Source organism: Kitasatospora azatica KCTC 9699 (assembly GCF_000744785.1).
GTDB classification, from domain to species: Bacteria; Actinomycetota; Actinomycetes; order Streptomycetales; family Streptomycetaceae; genus Kitasatospora; species Kitasatospora azatica.
Window position 1 is genome coordinate 4556902 of the sequence record NZ_JQMO01000003.1, and the last position, 20937, is coordinate 4577838.

Here is a 20937-nt window from a genome sequence, read left to right on the forward strand (position 1 = left end):
TCAGGGTGATGGTGGTGGCAGGTCCAGGGAGAGGCCGGTCCCGGCGAGGAAGCCGTCGAGGATGTCGGGGCGGTACTGGAGCCGTTTGAGCCGGTTGCGGACGAGGGCTTCGAGACGGTCGACGGCGACCGAGGAGAGGTTGGCCAGGCTGTGCTTGACGTGCGCCCAGAGCCACTCCACGGGGTTCAGGTCCGGCGCGTAGGCGGGCAGGATGTATACGGTCAGCCAGTTCCTGGCGGCGACCAACTCGCGCATCACGTGGGAGACATGGGTGTTCAGCCGATCCCAGACCCGCACGATCGGCGCCTTCACCAGATGGTGGATGCCGTCGATCAGGCCGATGTAGTCGCGCTCGGAGAGGCTCCGCCGCTCGCCCTTGCGACCGGTGTGCCGCCGGATGCGGTGGGACAGCCTGGTCCGGGAGCCTGGCCGCACGGCGATCAGCCCAGCGACCGAGACACGTCCGGAGCGGCTGCCGGAGACCTTCACGACCGGGGTGATGCCCCGCCGTCCCCAGGTACGTCCACGGGGCGGCCTGCGCGTGAAGCCGGCCTCGTCTTCGAAGCAGACCCACCCATCGCAGTCCGCCCGGGCTCTTTTACCTCCGCCCAGGTCACCTCCGTCCACGCGGTGACGGCCTGCTCGTCACGTTCCGCAGCCCGCCTAGCGGGCATCTGCGGAGTGAAGCCAAGTCTGTGCATCAGCCGTGTAGCGCCCGAGACGCTGTACGAGACGTGGAACTTCCGCCCGATCAGCGTGGCCACCCGCGCTGCCGTCCACACCTGGTCCTCCACCCAGCCGTGCGCGGCCGGGCCCTGGTCCAGATACCCGGCGAGCTTCTCCAGGCAGCGCGGGGACAGGCGGCACCGCGACCCACCCGGGCCACGTGATGCCAGCGCCTCGACCCCGCCCTCGCGCCACAACTGGTGCCACTGGTAAGCCGACTTCCCACTCACCCGCAGGCGCCGGGCCACCTCCGCCGGCTTGACCTCCTGCTCGAACAGCTCGGCCGCCTGCATCCGCACCGTCTCCCGGCGCAGCCGTCCTGAAGCGGTCAGCCCGCCCCCATCCGCGTATCTCACACCCCATCGGATACAGCCACCACACCGAGCTCGTCAGGCAAACCGGGACAGTTCACCCTGGCGCGCCGAAGTCAGTAATGCCGAGACTGTTTCGGAGGACGCCGTTGGGCTCGCTGTAGGGGTCGGTCACTCAGCTGCCTTGCGGGTGTAGCGGGCGAGGGTGCGGGCGCGCAGGGCTGCGGCGTCGAGTTCTCCGCGCGCGTAGGCGTCGAGGTCGGTGGTGGTGTCTGCGCTGACGCGCAGCCCCTCGGCCTCGGTGGAGCCGATGGCGGACGCGACCGCCGCTTGGCGGCGCTGGGCTTGCTCGTTTTGTTCGTGTCGCTGGTATCCCTCCAGGGATGCGACGTCCACCCGGCGGTGGGTGCCGACCATGCGGAACTCGATCGCACCCTTGTCGAGTAGCTTGATCAGGTGCGGCCGCGAGACGCCGAGGGCCTTCGCTGCCTGGATGGTGGACACTTCCACGCTCGTAGCGATCACCTCGACCGCGCGGCCGGAGGCGATGAGCGCCATGGTCTCCATGAAGGCTGTCAGGGCTTCGCGCGGCACCTCCATGGTGACCTTGCCAGCCTCGGCGACAGTGACATGGAACGTCTCGGTGTTGCTGGTGAGGGCGTCACGCAGGCATGGCACGGCCTCCTCGACGGTGCGCTTACGCTGCTCTTTCCGCGTGCGCTGTGCCGGGCCCCCACGCAGCGCCAGCGGGTCCTCTGTGGGGCGCTTGCGCAGCTTTTTCCGGGCGCGGGACGTTCGGATCTCGTAGGCGGAGGCGGTCGCACTGTCACCGGTGGCGTGCTTCGCCTGCCTGATCGGTTGCTGTTCCTGGTGGGTCACGGACATAGGTGCGGTTCCCAGCTTCGAGTGGCTGCTTCACCCCTAACCATATGAAACAAGTGAGTCAAGTGCAATATGTGAAACTACTTGGAGTGACAGATGTGTCGCCTTGGGTTTCCGGAGGGACTCGTGCGGCAGGGAGCTGGCGCGGGCGAGTGCAAAGTGGCAGTCCTGCTGGCCAGACTCGGGACAACGGCGCACAGTCGACGACTACTTGGCGTCACGTGAGCATGGGGCGCGCCGTGGCGGTTCAGGTCGCTCAGGGGCTGTGTCCGGCGTCATGGTCGGTGAGTGCGGCCATGGCTTGCCAGGCTTCCCACATGGCCTCTTCGTCGTAGTCCGGCACTACTAGGTCAGGCGTCAGATCGTCGCTGACGGGGTCAGAACACACCCTCAGCTCCCACTCGTTAGTGAAGCGGAGCTGGTCCTGCACGGGGTGGCCTGGTTCGAGCTGTTGCTTCCAGCCTTGATTGCTGACCTTGGGGCCGTCGGTGGCTTTGATCTGGCTGCGCCAGGCTGGACCGAGCCGGGGGATCGACGGGCGGGCATCGACCTCGTCGATGTCCTTTCCCGACCCCTTGAGTACTTGCTGCATAACGCTAGCGATGTTGCTCTTGGCCACGTCGTTGTCATACGTGGGGTACAGGCTAGGGTCCACCACGAGCACGATCCGGTATCCCTCGTAGTCGTGGTCGGTGTTCCAGAGCCGGACCTCTGCCACCATCACGTCAGCGATCATCCGCGCCGTGTCCGTCTGCCCGAGGTGGTGAGCGAGCACGGCGCTCGTGCCGAGCAGCCGCTCACTCACCAGGGGCGCGTTCACATCGGCGTCCAACGGCAGGGACATGTTGGGTGACGCCAACTCAGCACTCATGCATGGAATTGTGGCAGGTGATGCCGACAACTTGCCTATCTGGGCGCGTATTCACTCAGCATGTGCCTGAACGTCGGCCACACCCGCAACCTCGGCGACCGCGTCATGCTCGCTGGAGGCTTGGGACGCCGCCGGCCTCACGCCTGGCAGTCGTTAGCTGAGCGGGGGGCGCTACCCGACCGTGATTGCGCTGCCCAGGGCCTCGACGGCGTTGGTGAGCACGGCGGCTCCGGCGATGTTGATCAGTAGTAGGCCCAGGGCGAAGGCTTTCTGAGCATTCGTCATCGTGCATTCGGTGAGGGGTCCTGACGGCCGTTGGCGCCGGCCAGGCCCTCGCCGAGCTCGAACAAACCGCCCGCCGCCACGACCCGGCCCGCGCCGACCAGTGGCTGGCCAAGGCCCGCAGTCTGCTGGATGGTCTTGGCGGTTGAGAGGGCGTTCCATCTCATTGTTTTGTTGAAGAATTACTAGGTTGGTGATGGTTCATGTGCCGCGCCAGGGCGGGGGTGGCGTTAGCCAGCCGGCGGGTCATGAAGTTAATCATCGCGAGTTGCCCAGGCTTCGGACCGGCGGAGACGTGCCGCGTAGTCCTGGGCGAGGCGTCGGTGGGCGGTAAGCCACGAGACCTGCGCTCGATTGCCCTCAGGGCGCGCGTGGTCTTGGCGCCGACGATTGGTCTGCACGATCCTGCCGTTGCGGATGTGTGCATTGTCGGCGGAGACAGGACTGCGTGCTTGGCGACCGTCTCTGGGTGTGGTCGGGGTCCGGCTTGGCGATGGTGATCTTCGGCGTCACCTCCGGCGAGGCCCTGGCCGACGGGGTCGGCCCGCTGATCGAGGTGCCGGTGCTGATCGCGATGGTGTACGTCTCCCTCGCCTGGCGCAGGAAGTTCCCTACCCGGGACCGCCTGAGCGCTACGTATAGCTCGAACGGGAAGATGTCCGCCAACTTTCCAGAACATCAAGAGAGTTATCGACAGGAACGACCTGATGTGCTACCAATTGACCTGGAACCTCGGGCAGGACCCGGGGCCTTCGGGTCAGGCATCCGAAGGTGCTACCTGGAGCAGCCAGCCCAGGACGCCCGTCCGCAACGGCCGGGCCGTGTCTTGGAAGCCGCAATGGCTTCGTTCGGGTCCTCCCCGCGATGGGGTGGACGGCCCCTTGTGCGGACCGGGGAGCGCAACGCCCCCCATCTCAGCAAGCGTTACCTGATCTCTCGCAGATCTCAACGAACACACCGCGATGGTGTGGCGCAGCCTCGGGCCCTGCGCCTTGACAGGTCACCTGTCGTCGTTGAGGTCCTGCCGTCGTGTCGGCCTCCTCGCGCGGGTGACTCCGTACACCGTCGAGGAGAAATGTGATGTGGTCCGTTCTCGGGGATATCGCTTCCGCGTCCCCGTGGCTCGTGCTGTTCCTGCTGTTCATCGTGGTTTCGGCTCTGGTCGCCTCCATGGCCCTGTGCCTGCGCGGTACCCAGGCGGTGGAGCGGCCGGCGATCATCCGGGCGCTCGCCGAGCTGGTCCGCGCCCTGCGGGGTGGGGCATGCCGCTGATCAGGCCCGGCGCAGGCCGCCCCGCACCGTCGGGGCGGCCTGCGCCGGCCAGTCGATCCGGCGAACTGACCGGCCGCCGCGGCAACATCGGGCCTGACTCGTGCGCTCAGGTCTCCAGCTTCGCGGCGTCGACCCAGCGGGCCAGGACGCTCAACGCGGTCAGCTGCTCCAGAGCCTCGTGCTCGGGCAGCTCCGGCAGGCCGGCCTCGTGGCTGTTGGGGTTCGAATCGCGGCGAAGCAGCCTTCCGCAAACGCCGCGACACCGCGGTGGATGCTGGCGAAGGTCTTGTTGCTGCCGTTGCCCATCCCCCTACCTTCTCGGGGGTCCTCTCGATCGGTGGGAACTGGCGAGCGGGGATGGTGCTTCGCGTGCGGGAGCGGCAGTGCTGGCAACAGATCGAACCTGTTGAGTCGGCAGCCTACGAGCGATGACTACTGAAAGTAGCGAGATAGCGTACTGCCCAGTGCTGGCAAGGGCAACGGAGTGATCATCGCGAGTTCGATCTACGCGTGCTCATTTCACACTCATTTCACATTGCGAGCCCCAGAGGTGCTGCAGCTGCCTCTTCTCCAGGCGTTTCCGCAGGTCAGGACCTTGCCTGACCTGCGGAAACGATGAGAGATTGAACTGTGTTTCCGCAGGTCGGAGCACCTACTACAGGTCGTAGTTCTGATCGAACATGCCTCTGACCTGCGGAAACAGAGGCCTCTTGGAAGATCATTTCACAACCAGTGCACACGCGGCGGCCATGACGATGAGACGCGGTGAGAAGCGCCGAGCGGAGACCACGAGGTCGAGTTGGCGGCTCACCGTGCGGCGCTACGCGGTGCTACTGATCGTGAAGGTGCGAGGTCTTACGCTGATGCCGCCGAGGACGGCCAGGGTCGGGCCCGCGCAGCACACCGCACAGGCGGCCATGGCCGCTGCACCGGCGCCGACGGCGCCCCAGGGCCGGGACGGACGCGAAGCCGGCGCGGTCATGAGGTAGCTCCGAAAAGGTCGGCCGGCACCCCTGCGGCGGCCTCGGGGGCCCGTGCCTCCAGTTGAAAGGCGGTCGGGGTCAGGTGCAGGGTGAAGTCGAAGAACGCGCAGCAGCCCTGCTCCGCCGCGGCGAGAACCGCGACCTCGCCGGCGAGCTCGGCATCGGCGGGGAAGGACAGGCGGAGGCCGTCGGCGATCTCCTTGCGCGACTCGGCCTTGCTGACCAGCCGCTGCCACTGCTCGGTGCGCTCGTCCAGCTCGGCGCCGCTCAGCGTGCACGCCACCGGGATGTCCCGCCACGGCTCGACACCCTCTTCCGGGCGGGTCGTTGACAGCGTCACCGACCCGGGCCCGGCGGCCGGGGCGCTGGAGGTGGTACAACCGCAGTCCGGACCGCATGCCCCTGCGGGCGCCGGGCCCGACAGCTCGGCGTGGACGCCGGCCAGGTGGGTGGAGAACGCGCGCAGCTCGGCGATCCGGCCGTCGGTCGCGGTGATCCGGTCGGCGACCAGCGGCAGCATCCGCGCCCGGACGGACGCACACACCCCTTCCTCGCGGACGCCCAGGAGCTCGCGGATCTCCTCCAGGGCCAGGCCCAGCTGCTTGGCCGAGGAGATGAAGGCCAGGCGCTCCACCGCGTCCTCGCCGTACACCCGGTATCCGGATGGGGTCCGGTCGGCAGGCAGCAGACCGGCGTCCTCGTAGAAGCGCAGCGTCGTTGCCGGAACACCGGAGCGCTCGGCCAGCTGCGAGATGCGGTAGGTCGTCACACCGCCGACGGTAAACCTTCGACCCGACTCGAAGGTCAACAGGACCGCCAGTGTTTGGCGAGGGAAGCCGTCACGTCGGTGGGCGGTTGGGTGATCGTGTGGCCGAGTGGCCGATGGTGAGGGCTGCGGCGGCGAGGAGGACGGCAAGGGTCGCGTAGCCGCTGGTGAGGGTGGCGGCGGTGGCGACGCCGCCGACCAGGAGGGGGCCGCCCGCGTCGCCGAGTTCGCGGCCGAGTTCGGCGGCTCCCATGGTCTGGCCGAGGCGCTCGGCGGGGGTGGTGGAGGCCAGGGCGGCGAAGCCGATAGGGGTGATCAGGCCGGTGCCGGTGCCGATCAGGGTTGCTGCTGCGAGGACGCCGGAAAGCCCACCGAGCATCGCGCAGGCCAGGCCGAGGGCGGTGGTCAACAGCCCGGCGGTGAGGCCGCGACCGATGGTGAGCTGTCCCGCGTCGAGGGCTCGGCCGGCCCGGGGCTGCACGATGGCCGCGCAGGCGGCGAGCACGGAGACGGCCGCTCCGGTGGCGACCGGGCCGAGGCCGGCTGCGGCTCCGGTGATGGGCAGGAACCCGACGCCGACGGAGAGCGCGGCGGTCGCGCAGGCCAGTGCGGTGGTGGGTCGAAGGAAACTGCCCTGGGTCATGCGGCGGGCGAGGTCGATGACGGTCTGTCGGGCGCGGGGCAGTGGTGGCACAGCGGGTACGGTGAGGGCGGTCCAGCCTGCGACGGCGGCGGCGAGTGCGGTCATGACGCCGAAGAGGAGTGGCAGGCCGCCGGCCCAGACGGTCAGTCCGCCGAGGAGGGGGCCGGCGGTGTAGCCGAGGCTCTTGTAGAAGCCGTAGGAGCCGAAGGCGCGACCGTGCTTGGTCGCCGGGTTGAGCCTGGCAACGAGGGCGGAGGCGGCGGGGGAGAAGGCGGAGGCTGCCGCGCCTTGGCCGAGGCGGGCGAGCCAGAGCAGCCCTGTGTTGTGGGCGAAGACGAAAGCGGCAGAGGCCACGGCGAAGCCGATGAGGCCACCGAGCAGGACGGGGCGGGCTCCTACCCGGTCGGCGAGGGTGCCGAAGACGGGCTTGAGGAGAACTTCCGCGCCGTCGTAGAGCGCGAGCAGTCCGCCGAGGACGAGCAGGGATTCGGCGCGGTGGGAGGTGAAGTTGCCGAGGTTGGCGGCGATGGCGTGGGCACCGAACGCGGTGGTGAACCCGGCCGCGTACAGCGGCCACATCTGTCGGCGCGACGCTGTGGGTGTAGTCATCGGTCGGGTTCTCCTCACGGCGGGCTGGGGCAATCGTCGCAGGATGCGCGCGTCCGCCAGTGGGTCCGGGGGTACCCACTGGCGGACGCGGTCGGTTAACCCGCAGCGATGGCGGTGAGCACCTTGGTCCGTGCTGCCTTGACGGCGGGCAGGACCGCCGCCGCCAGGCCGGCCAGGGCCGAGCCGGCGAGGACAGCGAGGATGGTGCTCCAGGGGATGCTGAGGGCGGTGATTCCGTAGAGGACGAGGACCCTCTGTCCGGCGATGCCCCATGCGAGGCCGAGGCCGAGGCCGAGCAGCGCGCCGTGGACGGCGATGAGCACGGATTCGAGCCGGATGAGCCGGCCGATCTGCCTGCGTGAGGTGCCCACCGCGCGCAGCAGGCCGATCTCGCGGGTGCGTTCGATCACGGACAGGGCGAGGGTGTTGACCACGCCGAGGACGGCGATCACGATCGCGAGGGCGAGGAGGGCGTAGACCAGGTAGAGGACGGTGTCGACCTGGCTGGTGATCGACTTCTTGTAGTCGGCCTGGCTCTGGACGCTGACCTGGGGGTAGCCCGCGAGCGTGGTGTCGAGGGCGGCCTGGACCTGCTTCTTGTCGGCGCCGGGAGCGGTGTTGAGGTAGAGGGTGAAGTCCTGGGCCTCGGGGGCGAACCGGCTGAGGGTGTCCAGGGAGACCTCCCAGCTGCCGCCGTCCTTGCCCGCGCCCGCCGGGGGCTTGCTGATCGCGCCGACGGTGAGGGTGCCCGCGTTGCCGTTGAGGAAGTGGAGTTCGACCTTCGAGCCGATGCTCAGGCGGTCGGCGTTGGCGGTGGTCTCATCGACCATCACCTTGCCCGCCGCGACGTCGGCGGTGGAACCGGCCACGTACTGCGGCTTGACGGCCTGGTCGACGGTGGCGACGTCCACGCCCGACAGGACGAGCTGGAACCCGTTGAGGTGCGCGACCGCATAGCGCTGGCGGGTGACGGCCTGGATTCCGGGGATGGTCTTGATCTTGGCGGTGACCTCGTGGCCGATGGGCTGCTGTCCGTTGCCAGACAGGGCGTAGTCGGCGCCGAAGGTGTTGTCGACGTCGCGGTTGACGGAAGTCGTGAGCGAGGCCGCGAGAACGGCGACCGCGCCGACCAGGGAGAGGCTGATCATCAGCGCGCCCGCCGTGGCGCCGGTGCGGCGCGGGTTGCGTACGGCGTTGAGGCGGCTCATCCGGCCCACCGCGCCGAACAGCGCCGGGTAGAAGGCGCCGAGGCCGTGGACGACGACCCGGGAGAGCGCCGGGCCCAGGACGACGAGCGCGACGAGGGTGGCGACGATGCCGCCGCTGAGCAGTCCGGCTCCGGTGGTCAGAGTGGCGTGGTACTTCGCCGCGCCGGCCAGGGCTGCGCCGCCCGCCAGCAGGAGCGCTGTGCCCAGGGCGGAGCGTACGGCCAGTGGCTTCGTGGCCGGGGTGGAGGCTTCGCGCAGGGCGGCCATCGGGGAGATGCGGGCGGCTCGGCGGGCCGGCAGGTAGGCGGCGACCAGGGTGGTAAGGACGCCGATCGCGTAAGCGGCCGCAGGGGTGGCCGGGTTGATGACCAGTGCGGTGCCGGACAGGTCGACGCCGAAGCTGGAGATCAGGCTCTTCAGCCCGGCGGCGAGCCCGATCCCTGCGCCCAGGCCGAGGGTGGAGCCGATGACGCCGAGCAGCAGGGCCTCGGTCAGGACCGAGCGGGTGACCTGGCCGCGTCCGGCGCCGAGCGCGCGGAGCAGGCCGAGTTCGCGGGTGCGCTGGGCGACCAGCATGGAGAAGGTGTTGAGGATCAGGAAGATCCCGACCAGCACGGCCAGCCCCGCGAAGCCGAGCAGGGCGAGGGTGACCACGCTCAGGAAGGAGCTGATCTGCTGGGCGGCGGTCTGCGCCTGCTCCTCCTTCGTCGCGATCGAGTAGCCGTCGCCGAGGGCGGTCTTGATCTGCTTCTGGGCAGTGGTGTGGCTGGTGCCGGGTGCGGTGTCCACGGTGACGCCGGTGAAGACGTCGGGTTTGCCGAGCAGCGCGTGCTGGGCGGTGGCGGTGTCGACGTAGACCATGGTCACGCCGGGGTTGCCAGTGGCGAAGGTGACGATGCCGACAACCGTGCCGGGGGTGGAGCCGGTCGGGGTGAGGATGTGCAGCGGGTCGCCGAGATGGATGTTCTTGTGCTGGGCGCTGGCCTGGTCGATGACCAACTCGCCGGTCTTCGTAGGTGCGTGGCCCTGGGCGAGGTGGACTTGGGGGTCGTCGCACCAGTTCTGGCCGAGCGTGGGCGCGCCGGTGGTGGGGCCGACCGGCTTGTTGTTCTGGTCGACGACGGTGAGGTTCTGGAGGCTGATCTGGCCGTGTGCGGCCTGGACGCCGGGTACGGCGGCGACCTTGGCCACCACACTCACGGGAAGGGTGGGCACCTCGCCGGACAGGGCGCGGTCCTCGATCTCCGGGGTGAATGCCTGCTTCGGCTTGACCGTGACGTCGGCCGCGGTGGAGCTGGAGATGGAGGTGAAGGCGGTGTTGATGGTGTCGGAGAAGACCAGGGTGCCGGAGACGAAGGCGACCCCGAGCAGGACGGCCAGGGTGGAGAGAGCCATGCGGCCCTTGTGGGCGAGGAAGTTGCGAAGGCTTGCCTTGATCATGGTGGTCCGTCAGCTCTTTCGTCCGGCGCCGTCGAACTTGCGCATCCGGTCGAGTACCGAGTCGGCTGTCGGGTCCAGCAGCTCGTCCACGACGCGGCCGTCCGCGAGGAAGACGACCCGGTCCGCGTAGGATGCGGCGACCGGATCGTGGGTGACCATCACGATGGTCTGACCCAGCTCGCTCACCGACTTGCGCAGGAACGCCAGGACCTCGGCGCCCGCCCGGGAGTCGAGGTTGCCGGTGGGCTCGTCAGCGAAGATGATCTCCGGTCGGCTCGCCAGCGCGCGGGCGCATGCGACTCGCTGCTGCTGGCCGCCGGACAGCTCGGACGGCCGGTGCTTGAGGCGCTCACGCAGGCCGACGGTGTCGATCACCTGGTCCGCCCACGCCTGGTCCGGCTTGGCGCCGGCGATGTCCATTGGCAGTGTGATGTTCTCCAGCGCGGTGAGTGTCGGGAGCAGGTTGAACGCCTGGAAGACAAAGCCGATCTTGTCCCGGCGCAGCTGAGTCAACCGCTTGTCCTTGAGTGCTGTGATCTCGGTGTCGCTGATCCAGATCTGCCCGGTCGAGGCGTTGTCCAGGCCCGCCATGCAGTGCATCAGCGTCGACTTGCCCGAGCCGGACGGGCCCATGATCGCCACGAACTCGCCGCGCGACACGGTCACGTCGACCGAGTCCAGTGCCACCACCCGGGTCTCGCCGCTGCCGTACGCCTTGGTCAGGCCCTGCGTGCGGGCCGCGATGGTCTGTTGCGGGGCGTGGACCGCCGTTGCTGTGCTCACGCACGTCCTCCTGGGTTCGCTGCCGAGGCATGCGCGGGCGCGAGGCGGCATGGCAGACTCTGGGCAGGCAAGCAGCTTCTACGAGAACGTAGAACTTCTACGTCGACGTAGAAGATAGCGCAGGAGGTGACCAAGTCCGTGGGCGTGCACGAACCCACTGCACCCGAGGGCAGGGGCAAAGGCGAGCTGGAGGCCGAGATCCTGGCCGCGCTGCACCGGGCGGCCCCCGAGGCGCTGACCCCGGGCGAGGTCCGCGAACTCCTGGATGGGCGGCTCGCTTACACCACCGTGGTCACCGGCCTGTCCCGGCTGCACGACAAGGGTCTGCTGAAGCGCAGCAAGCGCGGGCGGGCCTTCGCCTATGCCCCTGTGGCCGATGAGTCCGGGCTCGCCGCCCGCCAGATGCGCAAGGTCCTGGACGGCCGCCGCGACCGGGAAGCCGTGCTCACCCACTTCGTCGACGAGCTGTCCGCCGACGACGAGGAACTGCTGCGACGCCTGCTGGACACCGGGCAGTAGGGCTGCCGCGATGCGCTACGTCGTCTACTTGCCGCTGCTGTTCCCGTTGCTGGCCGCCGTGCTGGCTCGGCCGCTGGGCGAGCGGCTGCCGCCCCGCCTGGCCACGTGGCTGCTGAGTCTCGGGGCGCTCGTACTGGCCGCCGCCAGCACCACCGTCCTGGCCCTGCTTTCGATCACCGGTCTGATCCGCATTCCCCTGCTCGCCCGACTCGCGCACGGACACTGGTCGGCGCAGGCAGCCCAGCACCACGACCCGGCCTCGTTCTCCGTCGCCCTGCTGTCGGGCGCGCTGCTGGCCGCCGCCGCCGGGGCAGCGGCCCGGATGCTGTGGCGCCGGGTCCGCACCCTCGCGGCCTCCGCCGCTGAGGCCGCCTGCATGCCCGGCCGGGATCAGCTGGTCGTCGTCGACGATCCTGCCGCAGAGGCATACGCCGTCCCGGGCCTGCCGGGCCGCATCGTCGTCTCCACGGGCATGCTCGACGCCCTCGACCCCATTGAGCGCGAGGTCCTGCTCGCCCACGAACGTGCCCACCTGAGACATCATCACCACCTGTTCGTGGCCCTCGCCCAGTTGGCCGCCGCCGCCAACCCGCTGCTGCGGCCACTCGCCGGTGCTGTCACCTACACAGTCGAACGCTGGGCCGACGAGAGCGCAGCCAGCTGTATCGGTAACCGCCGCCAGGTCGCCCAAACCGTGGGCAAGGCCGCCCTCGCCGCCCAACGCACCCGAGCCCGGACCCGGCTGCGCGAAGCTCCCTGGGCGGCCGCCGCCCTCGGCATCCTCGGCCGCCTCGTGCCGAGCGGACCAGGCCCTGTGCCTCGCCGAGTCGCCGCGCTCCTGGCCCCACCGCTTCGCCGGCGCCCCCTACCTCTTGCCGTCATCGTCGGCCTTCTGCTGGCAACCGGCTTGTGCGCCGCCGAGGCCGTCCACGATCTCGAAGCCCTGCTCGAACTCGTCAAGCACGCGGCGTCGCGAGGTTGAGCCGGCCGAACGACGGTCACCTGAGGGGGGTACTCAGTGAGGTTTCTGCACGTCAGGACGACGGCGCACAGCCAACAACTACTCATCGCCCCGTCGCCGGGGGCTACGCTGTGGCGGTTCAGGCCACTGAGAGGGTTTTGTGCCGAGATCGAACTCAGTGCACTCTCATTTCACACCGCGAGCCGGTGAGCCTTCGACGGTAACCCTCTCGCAGACGTTTCCGCAGGTCAGCGAAGTGCTGACCTGCGGAAACAACGAGAGACCGAACTGCGTTTCCGCAGGTCAGAGGTGCCCCTACAGGTCGAAGTACTGATCGAACATGCCTCTGACCTGCGCAAATGATGGTCGAATAGAAGATCATTTCATAATCAGTGCACACTCGGCGGCTTCAACGGATGAGATGCGCTGAGAAGGACCGAGCAATGACGAGGGATCGCGTTGCTCTTCTCAGCCTGTCGCGTCTGGTCAGCGCGACTTGCCCGTGCTGGCGCTAAGGTCTCCGCCATCCATGGCCATCGCTTCACCCGTCGACGAGAACCGGCGGGGTATCTGCACGGCCATGACTTTGGGTGCGGGTGCGGGCCGGGCAGCCGCGCTGACCGCCGAGTCGGGCGGCGCACGGGCCGCCCGGGGGCGTGAGTCCGCGCACCGCCGTCCTGCGGGTGGCAGGTATCAAGGGCAACGAGAGCGGCTTGGACCCTTCACGCTCCCGCGTCTCATGCTGCGTGCACACCCCATCACCGGGCCCCGCAGGCCGCAGGCCCGGTCGTAGGGAGCATCGGAGAATGAAACTGATGCGGCAGCCGTTGGGCTGGCAGGCGACCCGCGGGCTCCAGTGCGGTTGGAGCCCAGGGTGCTGGTCCTGTGCGAGGGCGAACTTGCCGTGCGTCTGTCGTGGGCGCTTGGCGATGACATCGTCACCGCCGCGCTGACCGAAAGAGGCGAACCCGGTACCGCCGCACCTCGCGGACTCCTTCGCGCCGCCGCCGGCAACCATCAGGGCGGGTTCCGAATGGTTGGAGCGAGTGCTGCTGCTACTTCGGGTGTCACGGGCGATCGGTGAGGTGCTGGCGGAGGGCCGCGAGTCGGGCGAGGCAGGCGTCGATCGAGGCGATGGCGGTGTCGATCTCGGCGCGGGTGCGGTCGCCGACCTGGTCGAGCTGATCCTGGAGCCGCTGCCAGCGTTGCTCAACGGTGGCGTGATCAGGTACGTCGCTGGTCGTTGTCATGGCGGAGTTGTTCGGGTGGGCGGTCAGGATCTCGAGACGGAACGCGCGGTCCGGGTGGCCGCGGTTGGGCGCGCTGGGTGGGGCGGGTGTCTCCCTCATCAGCGTCATCCTCTGGATGGCTCAGAAACTTGTCATCGGATGGATGACATGTTAGAACGGATTCAGGTGAAGCGCACTGGCAACCCTTAGCCAATGGAGGTGTTTCGCGATGCTGATGCGCACTGACCCGTTCCGCGAACTTGACCGTCTGACCCAGCAGTTCCTGGGCACGAACGGCACTTGGTCGCGTCCGGCCCCGATGCCGCTGGATGCCTACCGCGTGGGCGACGAGTACGTGATCTCCTTCGACCTGCCTGGGGTGGACCCGCAGGCGATCGACATCGACGTCGAGCGGAACATGCTGACCGTCAAGGCCGAGCGCCGTCCGCGCCACGAGGGTGAGGGCGTGAAGTGGGAGCTGTCCGAGCGTCCGCTCGGCGTGTTCTCCCGCCAGGTCATGCTGTCCGACACGCTCGACCCCGAGGGGATCAGCGCCGACTACGACGCCGGGGTGCTGACGCTGAAGATCCCGGTCGCCGAGAAGGCCAAGCCCCGCAAGATCGCGATCAGCCACCGCAGCGACCGCAAGCAGATCCAGGCCTGACCCCACGTGAGCGGGGCTGTCCCGCGCGGCTCCCCCCACCGTGCGGGACAGCCCACCCCCGGGCCCCACCCGAACCCGCCCCCGAGCACGCCGAGTGCTGTGCAGGCCGAACCGACAGCGAGAACGCCATGCACACCCTCCACACGGCGGCCGCCCTGGTGACCGCCCGCGGTGACCTCGACCTCGCCACCGCCCCCGAACTGCGACGCAGCCTGAGCGCCGCACTCCGGGCGAGCCGCGAGGTGGTGTTCGACCTGGCCGGCGTGGAGTTCATGGACTGTGCGGGCTTGGGTGCGCTGGTGCACGCCCAGAACCAGGCCGACCGCCTCGGCGCCCGCCTGATCCTGCGCGGGGCCGGCCCCCGAGTGCTGCGCCTGCTCAGGCTCACCGGCCTGAACCGGCGGCTGATCGTCGAACCCCGACTGCGGGCGCGTGCAGCGCCCGCCCGGATGGAGGGAGATGCGAGGTGACCCTGCGATGGGAGGCGTTCTTGGAGCGCGTCCAGGAACGCGGCGAGTACACCACCGCCCAGGAGGCCGAGCGCGCGGCCCGCGTCGTGCTCGCCCTGCTCGGCGCACACCTGGTCGGGCAGGTCCGTGCCGAACTCGCGGCCAGGCTGCCCGAGACCCTCGCCCTGGTCCTGCTCAACCCGCTGCAGGCCGCCGAACCGCTCACCGCGGAACGGTTCGTGCACGCCACCGCAGCCTGGATCGAGGGCGCCACCGAAACCACCGCCGTGTGGGACATCGGCGCCGTGCTGTCCACAACCGCCGACGCCGCGGGCGACGACCTCATGGAGCGCATCCTGTTCCAGCTGCCGCCCGGCTACGACGTCCTCTTCGGCCGGCCCCAGCCCGGCCGGCGGCCCTGACCCACGCCTGCCGCCCCAAAAGCGGCCTGCCACGTACGGAAGGCACTCGACATGACCTGGCACCACCTCGTCCAGCGGGTCCGCGACCTCGGCCGCTACGACAGCGACCGCGAAGCCGAACACGTCCTCGACGCCGTTCTCGGCATACTCGGCTCCCAGCTCACCGGCGACGAACGCTGCGACCTGGCCGCCGCCCTGCCCGAACGCGCCCGCGCCGCCCTCGTCGCCCCGATCCCCCTGACCGAACCGGTCACCGCCCCCGCCTTCGTCGAAGCCGTCGCCCGCAACCTCAACACCACCCTCGCCGGCGCCCGCTGGGACGCCTCCTGCGTCCTTGCCGCACTCACCGACCTGGTCGGCGAGGAGCTCACCGACCGCCTCCTCGCCTACCTCCCCCGCGGCTACGCACTCCTGTTCGGCCGCGCCGACCTCACCCCCGCCGCCGCCTGACCCCGTACCGGCCAGGACGGCCGAAGATCCGTACCACGCGCATGAAAGGGCGAATACCGGTAAGCGGCGAGCGCGCGGGAGCGCTCCAGCAGCAGGTCGACGGTGTGTCGTATGTGCTCGGCGATGAAGTCCGCGTCCTCGGTGCGCCCGGCCGCGCGGGCGGCCAGCACGCTGGGGGTCACCTTCTCGACCACGTTCCGCACGTACCCGCCGGCGGTGGTGCCGTCGGCCACGGCGGCACGGGTGGCCGCGACCGCGCCGCACGCGTCGTGGCCGAGCACCACGACCAGCGGGGAGCCGAGCACGCTGACGCCGTACTGGATGCTGCCGAGCACCTCGGGCCCGGCGACGTGTCCGGCGGTGCGGACCACGAACAGGTCGCCCAGCCCCGGTCGAAGATGATCTCGGCGGCCAGCCGGGAGTCGGAGCACCCGAACAGCACTGCGAACGGGCTCTGGGCCGGCGCGATCTCCGTGCGGCGGGCGGCGTCCTGGTTCGGGTGCTCCGGTGAACCCGCGACGAACCGCGGGTTGCCGGCCATCAGCATCTCGAAGGCTTCCCGGGGCGTCGCAGCAAGAGCTTCGGTCATGGCCGCAGACCACGACCAGGCCCTGTCGTCCGCGCGGGCACCCCCTGTCCGCCGCCTCGCCCGCCGGTTGTGCCCGTCGTGCCCCGGCGGACGCACTGCTGCGGGGAGACAGAGTATCGAGCCGGGCGGCCAGTTGGCCTGCTGCGGCGATCAGGAATCGGAGTAGCTGAGGTCCCCGACCGTCCAGCTGCTGATGTCCTCGATGGCGATGCGGTACATGCCGCCGGTGTGGGGCAGTCCGAAGTCGCCCTGCAGGATCTTCGCCCGGTGGAGATGCAGATGGGTGGGCCGTGCGGGCGGGGCGTCGGTGGGCGGGGCGAAGAGAGCGGCGAAGGGCTTCAGGTGCTCCGAGGCATGGAGGACCTCGGCCACCCGCTCCAACCACAGGGCCACCGGGGCGAGCCTGCCGGTGATCACGGCCCCGGGGACCACTACGGTCAGGGACATCTGGTTGCTGTGCTCGGACTCGACCATCGCCGCGATGTCGATGAGCAGCCCGTCAGGGTTCGACATGTCCCACAGAATATGACACGGCCCTCCGCGGGCCCAAGGGCCTGGGCAGCTGCCATGGCAGCCACGAGCCTTGTGCCTGCCGCACGGCAGCCGTGAGGACCGGGCCGCCGCCTGGATCGCGCGGGCCGGCGGTGACGAGCAGGGCCGGCGCCGAAGGTGGTGACGGTGGAGCCAGCAGAGCCGAGGACCTCCGGCAGGTCCAGCATCAGCTCGCTGCACAGGGCAGGGTGATGTGCTCCTGTCGCGACCCGACCTGGTGGGGGCGGGACTTCTCGCTCTCGGGGCGGCCTGCGGTGAGCACCTGCCGCTCACCGCAGGCCGGTCTCGTCGGCCTGGCGGGCGGGTCAGGTGTCCGCGGTGGGCTCCTGGCGCTGTTGGGAGAGGCGGAGTTGTTCGTTGAGGCGCAGGGCTTCTTCGAGCTGGTCTTCGAGGATGACGATGCGGCAGGCGGCTTCGATGGGGGTGCCCTGGTTGACGAGGTCGCGGGCTCGCATGGCGATGCGTAGTTGGTAGCGGGAGTAGCGGCGGTGGCCGCCGTCGGAGCGTAGGGGGGTGATGAGGCGGTGTTCGCCGAGGGCTCGTAGGAAGCCGGGGGTGGTGCCGGTCATCTCGGCGGCGCGGCCCATGGTGTAGGCGGGGTAGTCGTCGTCGTCGAGCTTGCCGGGTGTGTCGGGGCTGGCCGTTGTAGTCACTGCACCTCTCTGGTTCTCGGGGAGAACGCGTCGAGGGGCCCCGGGGCCGTTTCGGCTCCGGGGCCCCGAAGGGGAACAACACCATCTACCGGCCTGGGCCGGTCCTTCTACTTCCGCACTGCCCCGAAGTAGGGGCGTGCGGGGATCGCGTATGCGTGACCGGAAACCACCGTCCTTGCCTTGGGGTCTGCGGTGTCCGCCCGGGCGAGTGTTCACGGGCCGGGCGATCCTGATGGCGCTTGCGCCCTCCGTTCATCCTCTGTACTGAACTGTCACTTCGGTACTGCTGGTACTGCACCTGCTGAACTGCGTACTGCTGGTCGGTGGCGGTAACGGCCCACCCGGTCCGGCAGCCCGGGCCCGCCGGCCGCCCCGCGTCTGCGGTGGCCTGGAACCCCACTGCCCGGACCCCTCGGCACGCGCGCCCGCAGTCTGGGCGCCTTTGCCGAGGCCGTGCCTGTCTTGCGACTGCCGGTACTGCACTCACTGAACTGCGTACTGCTCGATACCGCTGGTGGCGGCCCCTGATGCCTGCGGGCCGCCCGGTCCGGCAGCCAGTCCCGTCGCCGTCCTGCACCTGCCTGGCTTCGGAACTCCACTGCCGGACCGAACTGCGAACTTCGGTCCAACAACCCGGCCAGTTCGTGTCTGGCCGGTATCGCCGACTGCTGTCTACGAGAGAAACGTTAGACCCGCCCGCGAGCAATGTCTACTCCGGCGCGGATAGATTTTGCGGCGCCGGTGAGTGAGGTAGTCTCCCGCTGCGCGGCGGCGGCAACCCCCCGAGCCGCCGCCCGCCAGGCCAACAGCCAGGGGTCCTAGCGACTCTCGGCGGGGACACGCCCACAGACCTGCCCGACTCGGCGCACTGCCACTGGGCTTGACAATGATCGCGGGTCGTTGACCTGCGGCAATGCTCGCCGATGGGGTCGTGAAAGGCCGCTGGATCAGTGGCATTGCGGCTGGGCGGTGCCCGGTGCCGGTCGTGAAGGCTCAGCAGACGGTCCTGGTCGGGCTCGGCCTGATCCGTCCAATTCCGCTCAGGACAGGTGCAGCGCCGCCGCCGTGGGCGGGCAGGTCGAGGATGTCGATCCCGATCCGCGCCCGGCACAGGCACTCGAAGTCCACCGACACCATGGCTCCGCGATGCCCGAGGAGGGGCCGGCGAAGCGAGCCGGTCCCCAGGCCCACGCAGCTCCCCGGCGAGGCAGCGCGGCCAGACGGCCGGCGTCCCGGCACGATGCACAGATCGGTGTCGGTGAGGGATTCCAGGCGGAGCTTGTCGAGGGCGTCGGAGGCGTTGGAGATCAGCTCGCGCAGGAAGATGTCCTTGTTCGAGTAGATCGAGTGGATCACCAGCTGCAGCAGCTGGCGGGTCTCCGCCTGGAACTCCAGCGTCTGGGTCGGGCTGGCCACGGGGGGTGTCTCCTTCAGTGGAAGGGTTCGGGTCGGGTCAGGTCGCCGGGGCAGGCCGGGCGGGCGGTGCCGGGGCGGGCGGTGCCGTAGCAGGACAGGAAGAGTTTCCAGCCGTCGCGGCATTCCAGCGTCGCGCCGTAGCGCACCGCCGGCGGATCCGGGCGGGTGCTGTACCGGTCGACGCGAACAACATCACTGGCCGCGCCGTCGGCCGTCGCGGCGGCGACCAGGGCCTGCTCGACGAGGGCAACCGCCACAGGCCGGCCCGTCAGGTCCGGCACCTGCGTCTCCTCGGTGGCAGTACCAGCAACGGCCTGGGCGGGGGCGGAGCCGTCGGCACCGGTGATGGTTCACCACACCTGCCCACCGCCGTCCAGGGTCACGGTCAGTCCGTAGGGGCTGTCGTCGCCGCGCCTGTCGGCGGCGGCGATGCCCGGGATCTCGGGGGTGCGTGTGATCAGCAGCTGCTGCAGGTCGGCTGGAGTCATGGGCGTCGGCTGGGATCGGAGTACGGATGGTCTTCACATGAGGGCCCAAGGCGTCGGCTGGCGCTCTGCCTGCCGGGGCGGGCCTTCGACTTGGGAGCGGGTCAGCGGTGCGCAGGCCGCGGCCCGGAAGGGGCGCTACTGAGGGCGGTCACGCACCGGCCGGGGGTGTGCGGCGCTGCCGTCCGCTGTGGGCCCGCAGCTGGTCGGTTCGGGTGGTGAGCTCGTCGAGGCGGCCGGCGATCGTCGGGTGGTCCGCTTCCAGGAAGGGCCGGGTCTCGGCGAGCGGGGCGAGCAGGCGGGAGGGGTCGTTGTCGCCGAGCGCGTCCAGCAGGCGTTCTATGGCGGGGGCCGCCGAGGTGGTGAGGTCGTCCAGGGCGCCGATCTGCCCGGCGAGGCGGCGCAGGTCCGCGGCGTTGTCGCGGGCCCAGGTGGTCACCGCGCGGTCGGCGGCGCGCTGGTCGCGGACGGCCTGGACGCGCTGCTCGCCGGTGCTGCCTGCCACGGTGCCAGCGTCGGTGTTCGGGCGCATGCGCAGGTAGCGGCGCTCGGCGGCCTGGCGGCTTTGGACGCCCATCGGTTCGGCGAGGTCGGCCCAGGTGGCGCCGGCACCGCGGGCGGTCTCGATCAGACCGGTCTCCCAGCCGGCGAGTTCCTCACGCAGGTGGCGCAGCAGCAGGAGCGCGGACAGCGCACCGCCCGGGTCGTGCTGGCCCGCGTCGTCCGGAGGTGCGTGGCGGGCGGTGCGGGCGGCGGCGTCCATCATGCCCAGCGCGGCGGCGGCGGCCAGGAACGAGGCCGGGCCGACCCCGGCCGTGCCGGTGTCCTGCGAATACATGTCGTCACTCTTTCGCTGACTGAGTGTTTGTCATCCTCTGGATGACATGCTACAACGGTTCGTGTCGCGCCGCACCGGTGCGAGCAAGAGCTTCTGGACCGGAGGTGTCCGACGATGTCCATGCGCACTGCGGTGACCCACCAGGCGCCCCCCGCAGCCGGGTCGCAGCCGGCCCCGATTCCGATGGACGCCTGGCGCGAGGACGACCGTTTCGTGATCGCGCTCGATGTGCCCGGCGTCCCGCTCGAGGCGATCGAGGTCGAGGCACTGGGGCGGATGGTGACCGTGAAGGCCGAACGTCGTCCCGCCCCCCGCGGTGAGAACGCGCGCACCCAGCTCGCCGAGCGCTCCCACGGGGTGTGCGAGCGCCGGATCCAGCTGGCCGACAGCCTCGACCCGGGCCGTATCACGGCCCACCTGCAGGACGGCGTCCTGACCCTCACCGTCCCCACCGCCTCGGCCTCCCCGCCCCGCAAGATCACCATCCAGGCCGGCGAGGCCGGACAGCCGTCGCCCATGGAGAACGGACCGGCCGTCCCCGCCGCGGCGTGACCTGACCCCGCGCGAGGCCGACGCCGTACTGCTCGGGGTTGCCCACCACTTGCGGGCCTGGACCTGGCCGCAAGCGTTCAGCTGGCGGCATGGCGGCCGGAGCTGTACCTGTCGCACGTGGTCTTCGCCCCTGCCGGGTGGCCCGGTGTGTCGCTGTCTGCAATCGCGCCATGGCAGCGACCAGCCGCCCGCGCCGCTCCACGCCTGCCGGTGGCCTGTCCACGGAAGGCCACCGACACCGGAGCCTTGACTCCCCACGACGCCCGACCATCCGCTATGTCATCTATTTGGCGACATATGCCTCTTGTCACTGAAAAGGTGACATGCCTGAGCGGATGCGTGAGCGCGTCGAAGTCGCCCGTTGATACAACGAGGAGGTACT

At 69.8% G+C, this 20937-nt stretch carries 23 protein-coding genes and 2 pseudogenes; 9 read left to right on the plus strand and 16 right to left on the minus strand.

Annotated elements, in window-relative coordinates; genetic code table 11:
- From BR98_RS42810 to BR98_RS39790, 4 genes are all read right to left on the minus strand, one after another.
- Nucleotides 1-1082 (minus strand): IS630 family transposase gene (locus BR98_RS42810; RefSeq protein ID WP_456152115.1). Its coding sequence is split into 2 segments (ribosomal slippage): nucleotides 1-597 and nucleotides 600-1082, totalling 1080 coding nucleotides; the frame shifts between segments, so codons are not numbered across the junction.
- 126 nt (nucleotides 1083-1208) lie between these two features.
- A complete protein-coding gene (locus BR98_RS36770) occupies nucleotides 1209-1922 on the minus strand; it encodes an antitoxin VbhA family protein (protein ID WP_051970509.1) in 714 nt (237 codons plus the stop codon).
- 253 nt (nucleotides 1923-2175) lie between these two features.
- On the minus strand, nucleotides 2176-2790 hold the full coding sequence (locus BR98_RS30885; RefSeq protein ID WP_232247694.1) for a hypothetical protein: 615 nt from the start codon (nucleotides 2788-2790) through the stop codon (nucleotides 2176-2178).
- Between the two features lie 281 nt (nucleotides 2791-3071).
- On the minus strand, nucleotides 3072-3239 hold the full coding sequence (locus tag BR98_RS39790) for a hypothetical protein (RefSeq protein ID WP_157538002.1): 168 nt from the start codon (nucleotides 3237-3239) through the stop codon (nucleotides 3072-3074).
- Nucleotides 3240-3559: 320 nt separating this feature from the next.
- On the opposite strand from BR98_RS39790, the pseudogene BR98_RS41700 reads away from it, so the two are divergent.
- Together BR98_RS41700 and BR98_RS30890 are read left to right on the plus strand one after the other, a co-directional pair.
- A pseudogene (locus BR98_RS41700) lies at nucleotides 3560-3682 on the plus strand (ACR3 family arsenite efflux transporter); the annotation flags it as partial.
- 470 nt (nucleotides 3683-4152) lie between these two features.
- Nucleotides 4153-4344 carry a hypothetical protein gene (locus BR98_RS30890; protein WP_035849986.1) on the plus strand — a complete coding sequence of 64 codons (192 nt, stop codon included), beginning with the start codon at nucleotides 4153-4155 and terminating at the stop codon, nucleotides 4342-4344.
- Nucleotides 4345-5322: 978 nt separating this feature from the next.
- Here BR98_RS30890 and BR98_RS30900 read toward each other — a convergent pair.
- The 4 genes from BR98_RS30900 to BR98_RS30915 all read right to left on the minus strand — a co-directional run bounded on the left by BR98_RS30900 (nucleotide 5323) and on the right by BR98_RS30915 (nucleotide 10776).
- The gene (locus tag BR98_RS30900; RefSeq protein WP_035849990.1) at nucleotides 5323-6096 is read right to left on the minus strand and encodes a heavy metal-responsive transcriptional regulator; all 774 of its coding nucleotides are present in this window, start codon (nucleotides 6094-6096) and stop codon (nucleotides 5323-5325) included.
- Nucleotides 6097-6166: 70 nt separating this feature from the next.
- Nucleotides 6167-7345, minus strand: a complete 1179-nt coding sequence (locus BR98_RS30905) for an MFS transporter (RefSeq protein WP_232247696.1) — start codon at nucleotides 7343-7345, stop codon at nucleotides 6167-6169.
- Nucleotides 7346-7440: 95 nt separating this feature from the next.
- Entirely contained in the window at nucleotides 7441-9993 is a 2553-nt protein-coding gene (locus BR98_RS30910) for an ABC transporter permease (RefSeq protein ID WP_035849992.1), read from the minus strand.
- Between the two features lie 9 nt (nucleotides 9994-10002).
- Nucleotides 10003-10776 (minus strand): ABC transporter ATP-binding protein, encoded by a 774-nt coding sequence (locus BR98_RS30915; RefSeq protein ID WP_063774864.1) that lies wholly within the window; start codon nucleotides 10774-10776, stop codon nucleotides 10003-10005.
- A gap of 126 nt (nucleotides 10777-10902) precedes the next feature.
- Between BR98_RS30915 and BR98_RS30920 the strand changes: the two genes are divergently transcribed.
- Entirely contained in the window at nucleotides 10903-11295 is a 393-nt protein-coding gene (locus tag BR98_RS30920; protein ID WP_232247697.1) for a BlaI/MecI/CopY family transcriptional regulator, read from the plus strand.
- Nucleotides 11296-11305: 10 nt separating this feature from the next.
- The gene (locus BR98_RS30925; protein ID WP_051970517.1) at nucleotides 11306-12277 is read left to right on the plus strand and encodes a M48 family metalloprotease; all 972 of its coding nucleotides are present in this window, start codon (nucleotides 11306-11308) and stop codon (nucleotides 12275-12277) included.
- A 1046-nt stretch (nucleotides 12278-13323) separates the two neighbouring features.
- Here the strand turns inward: BR98_RS30925 and BR98_RS30930 are convergent.
- Entirely contained in the window at nucleotides 13324-13605 is a 282-nt protein-coding gene (locus BR98_RS30930) for a hypothetical protein (RefSeq protein ID WP_035849994.1), read from the minus strand.
- A 109-nt stretch (nucleotides 13606-13714) separates the two neighbouring features.
- Here BR98_RS30930 and BR98_RS30935 point away from each other — a divergent pair, with 109 nt between their 5' ends.
- The 4 genes from BR98_RS30935 to BR98_RS30950 all read left to right on the plus strand — a co-directional run bounded on the left by BR98_RS30935 (nucleotide 13715) and on the right by BR98_RS30950 (nucleotide 15470).
- Nucleotides 13715-14149, plus strand: a complete 435-nt coding sequence (locus BR98_RS30935; RefSeq protein ID WP_035849997.1) for an Hsp20/alpha crystallin family protein — start codon at nucleotides 13715-13717, stop codon at nucleotides 14147-14149.
- A gap of 128 nt (nucleotides 14150-14277) precedes the next feature.
- Nucleotides 14278-14619, plus strand: a complete 342-nt coding sequence (locus tag BR98_RS30940) for an STAS domain-containing protein (RefSeq protein WP_035849999.1) — start codon at nucleotides 14278-14280, stop codon at nucleotides 14617-14619.
- A gap of 2 nt (nucleotides 14620-14621) precedes the next feature.
- Entirely contained in the window at nucleotides 14622-15020 is a 399-nt protein-coding gene (locus BR98_RS30945; RefSeq protein ID WP_407639546.1) for a DUF2267 domain-containing protein, read from the plus strand.
- A gap of 51 nt (nucleotides 15021-15071) precedes the next feature.
- The gene (locus BR98_RS30950) at nucleotides 15072-15470 is read left to right on the plus strand and encodes a DUF2267 domain-containing protein (protein ID WP_035850004.1); all 399 of its coding nucleotides are present in this window, start codon (nucleotides 15072-15074) and stop codon (nucleotides 15468-15470) included.
- 65 nt (nucleotides 15471-15535) lie between these two features.
- Here the strand turns inward: BR98_RS30950 and BR98_RS30955 are convergent.
- From BR98_RS30955 to BR98_RS30980, 7 genes and pseudogenes are all read right to left on the minus strand, one after another.
- Nucleotides 15536-16059 (minus strand): annotated as a pseudogene (locus tag BR98_RS30955) (carbonic anhydrase); the annotation flags it as partial.
- 150 nt (nucleotides 16060-16209) lie between these two features.
- The gene (locus BR98_RS30960; RefSeq protein WP_035850008.1) at nucleotides 16210-16572 is read right to left on the minus strand and encodes a hypothetical protein; all 363 of its coding nucleotides are present in this window, start codon (nucleotides 16570-16572) and stop codon (nucleotides 16210-16212) included.
- 344 nt (nucleotides 16573-16916) lie between these two features.
- Nucleotides 16917-17264 (minus strand): helix-turn-helix domain-containing protein, encoded by a 348-nt coding sequence (locus BR98_RS30965; protein ID WP_035850012.1) that lies wholly within the window; start codon nucleotides 17262-17264, stop codon nucleotides 16917-16919.
- Between the two features lie 993 nt (nucleotides 17265-18257).
- A complete protein-coding gene (locus tag BR98_RS30970) occupies nucleotides 18258-18680 on the minus strand; it encodes a hypothetical protein (protein ID WP_035850015.1) in 423 nt (140 codons plus the stop codon).
- 14 nt (nucleotides 18681-18694) lie between these two features.
- The gene (locus tag BR98_RS30975; RefSeq protein WP_035850017.1) at nucleotides 18695-18961 is read right to left on the minus strand and encodes a hypothetical protein; all 267 of its coding nucleotides are present in this window, start codon (nucleotides 18959-18961) and stop codon (nucleotides 18695-18697) included.
- Nucleotides 18962-19030: 69 nt separating this feature from the next.
- Nucleotides 19031-19168, minus strand: a complete 138-nt coding sequence (locus BR98_RS39800) for a hypothetical protein (RefSeq protein WP_157538003.1) — start codon at nucleotides 19166-19168, stop codon at nucleotides 19031-19033.
- A gap of 148 nt (nucleotides 19169-19316) precedes the next feature.
- Nucleotides 19317-20003: a hypothetical protein gene (locus BR98_RS30980; protein ID WP_035850019.1), complete on the minus strand. Its 687-nt coding sequence runs from the start codon at nucleotides 20001-20003 to the stop codon at nucleotides 19317-19319.
- Between the two features lie 114 nt (nucleotides 20004-20117).
- Here BR98_RS30980 and BR98_RS30985 point away from each other — a divergent pair, with 114 nt between their 5' ends.
- Nucleotides 20118-20555: an Hsp20/alpha crystallin family protein gene (locus BR98_RS30985; protein ID WP_051970519.1), complete on the plus strand. Its 438-nt coding sequence runs from the start codon at nucleotides 20118-20120 to the stop codon at nucleotides 20553-20555.
- Nucleotides 20556-20937: the final 382 nt, after the last annotated feature.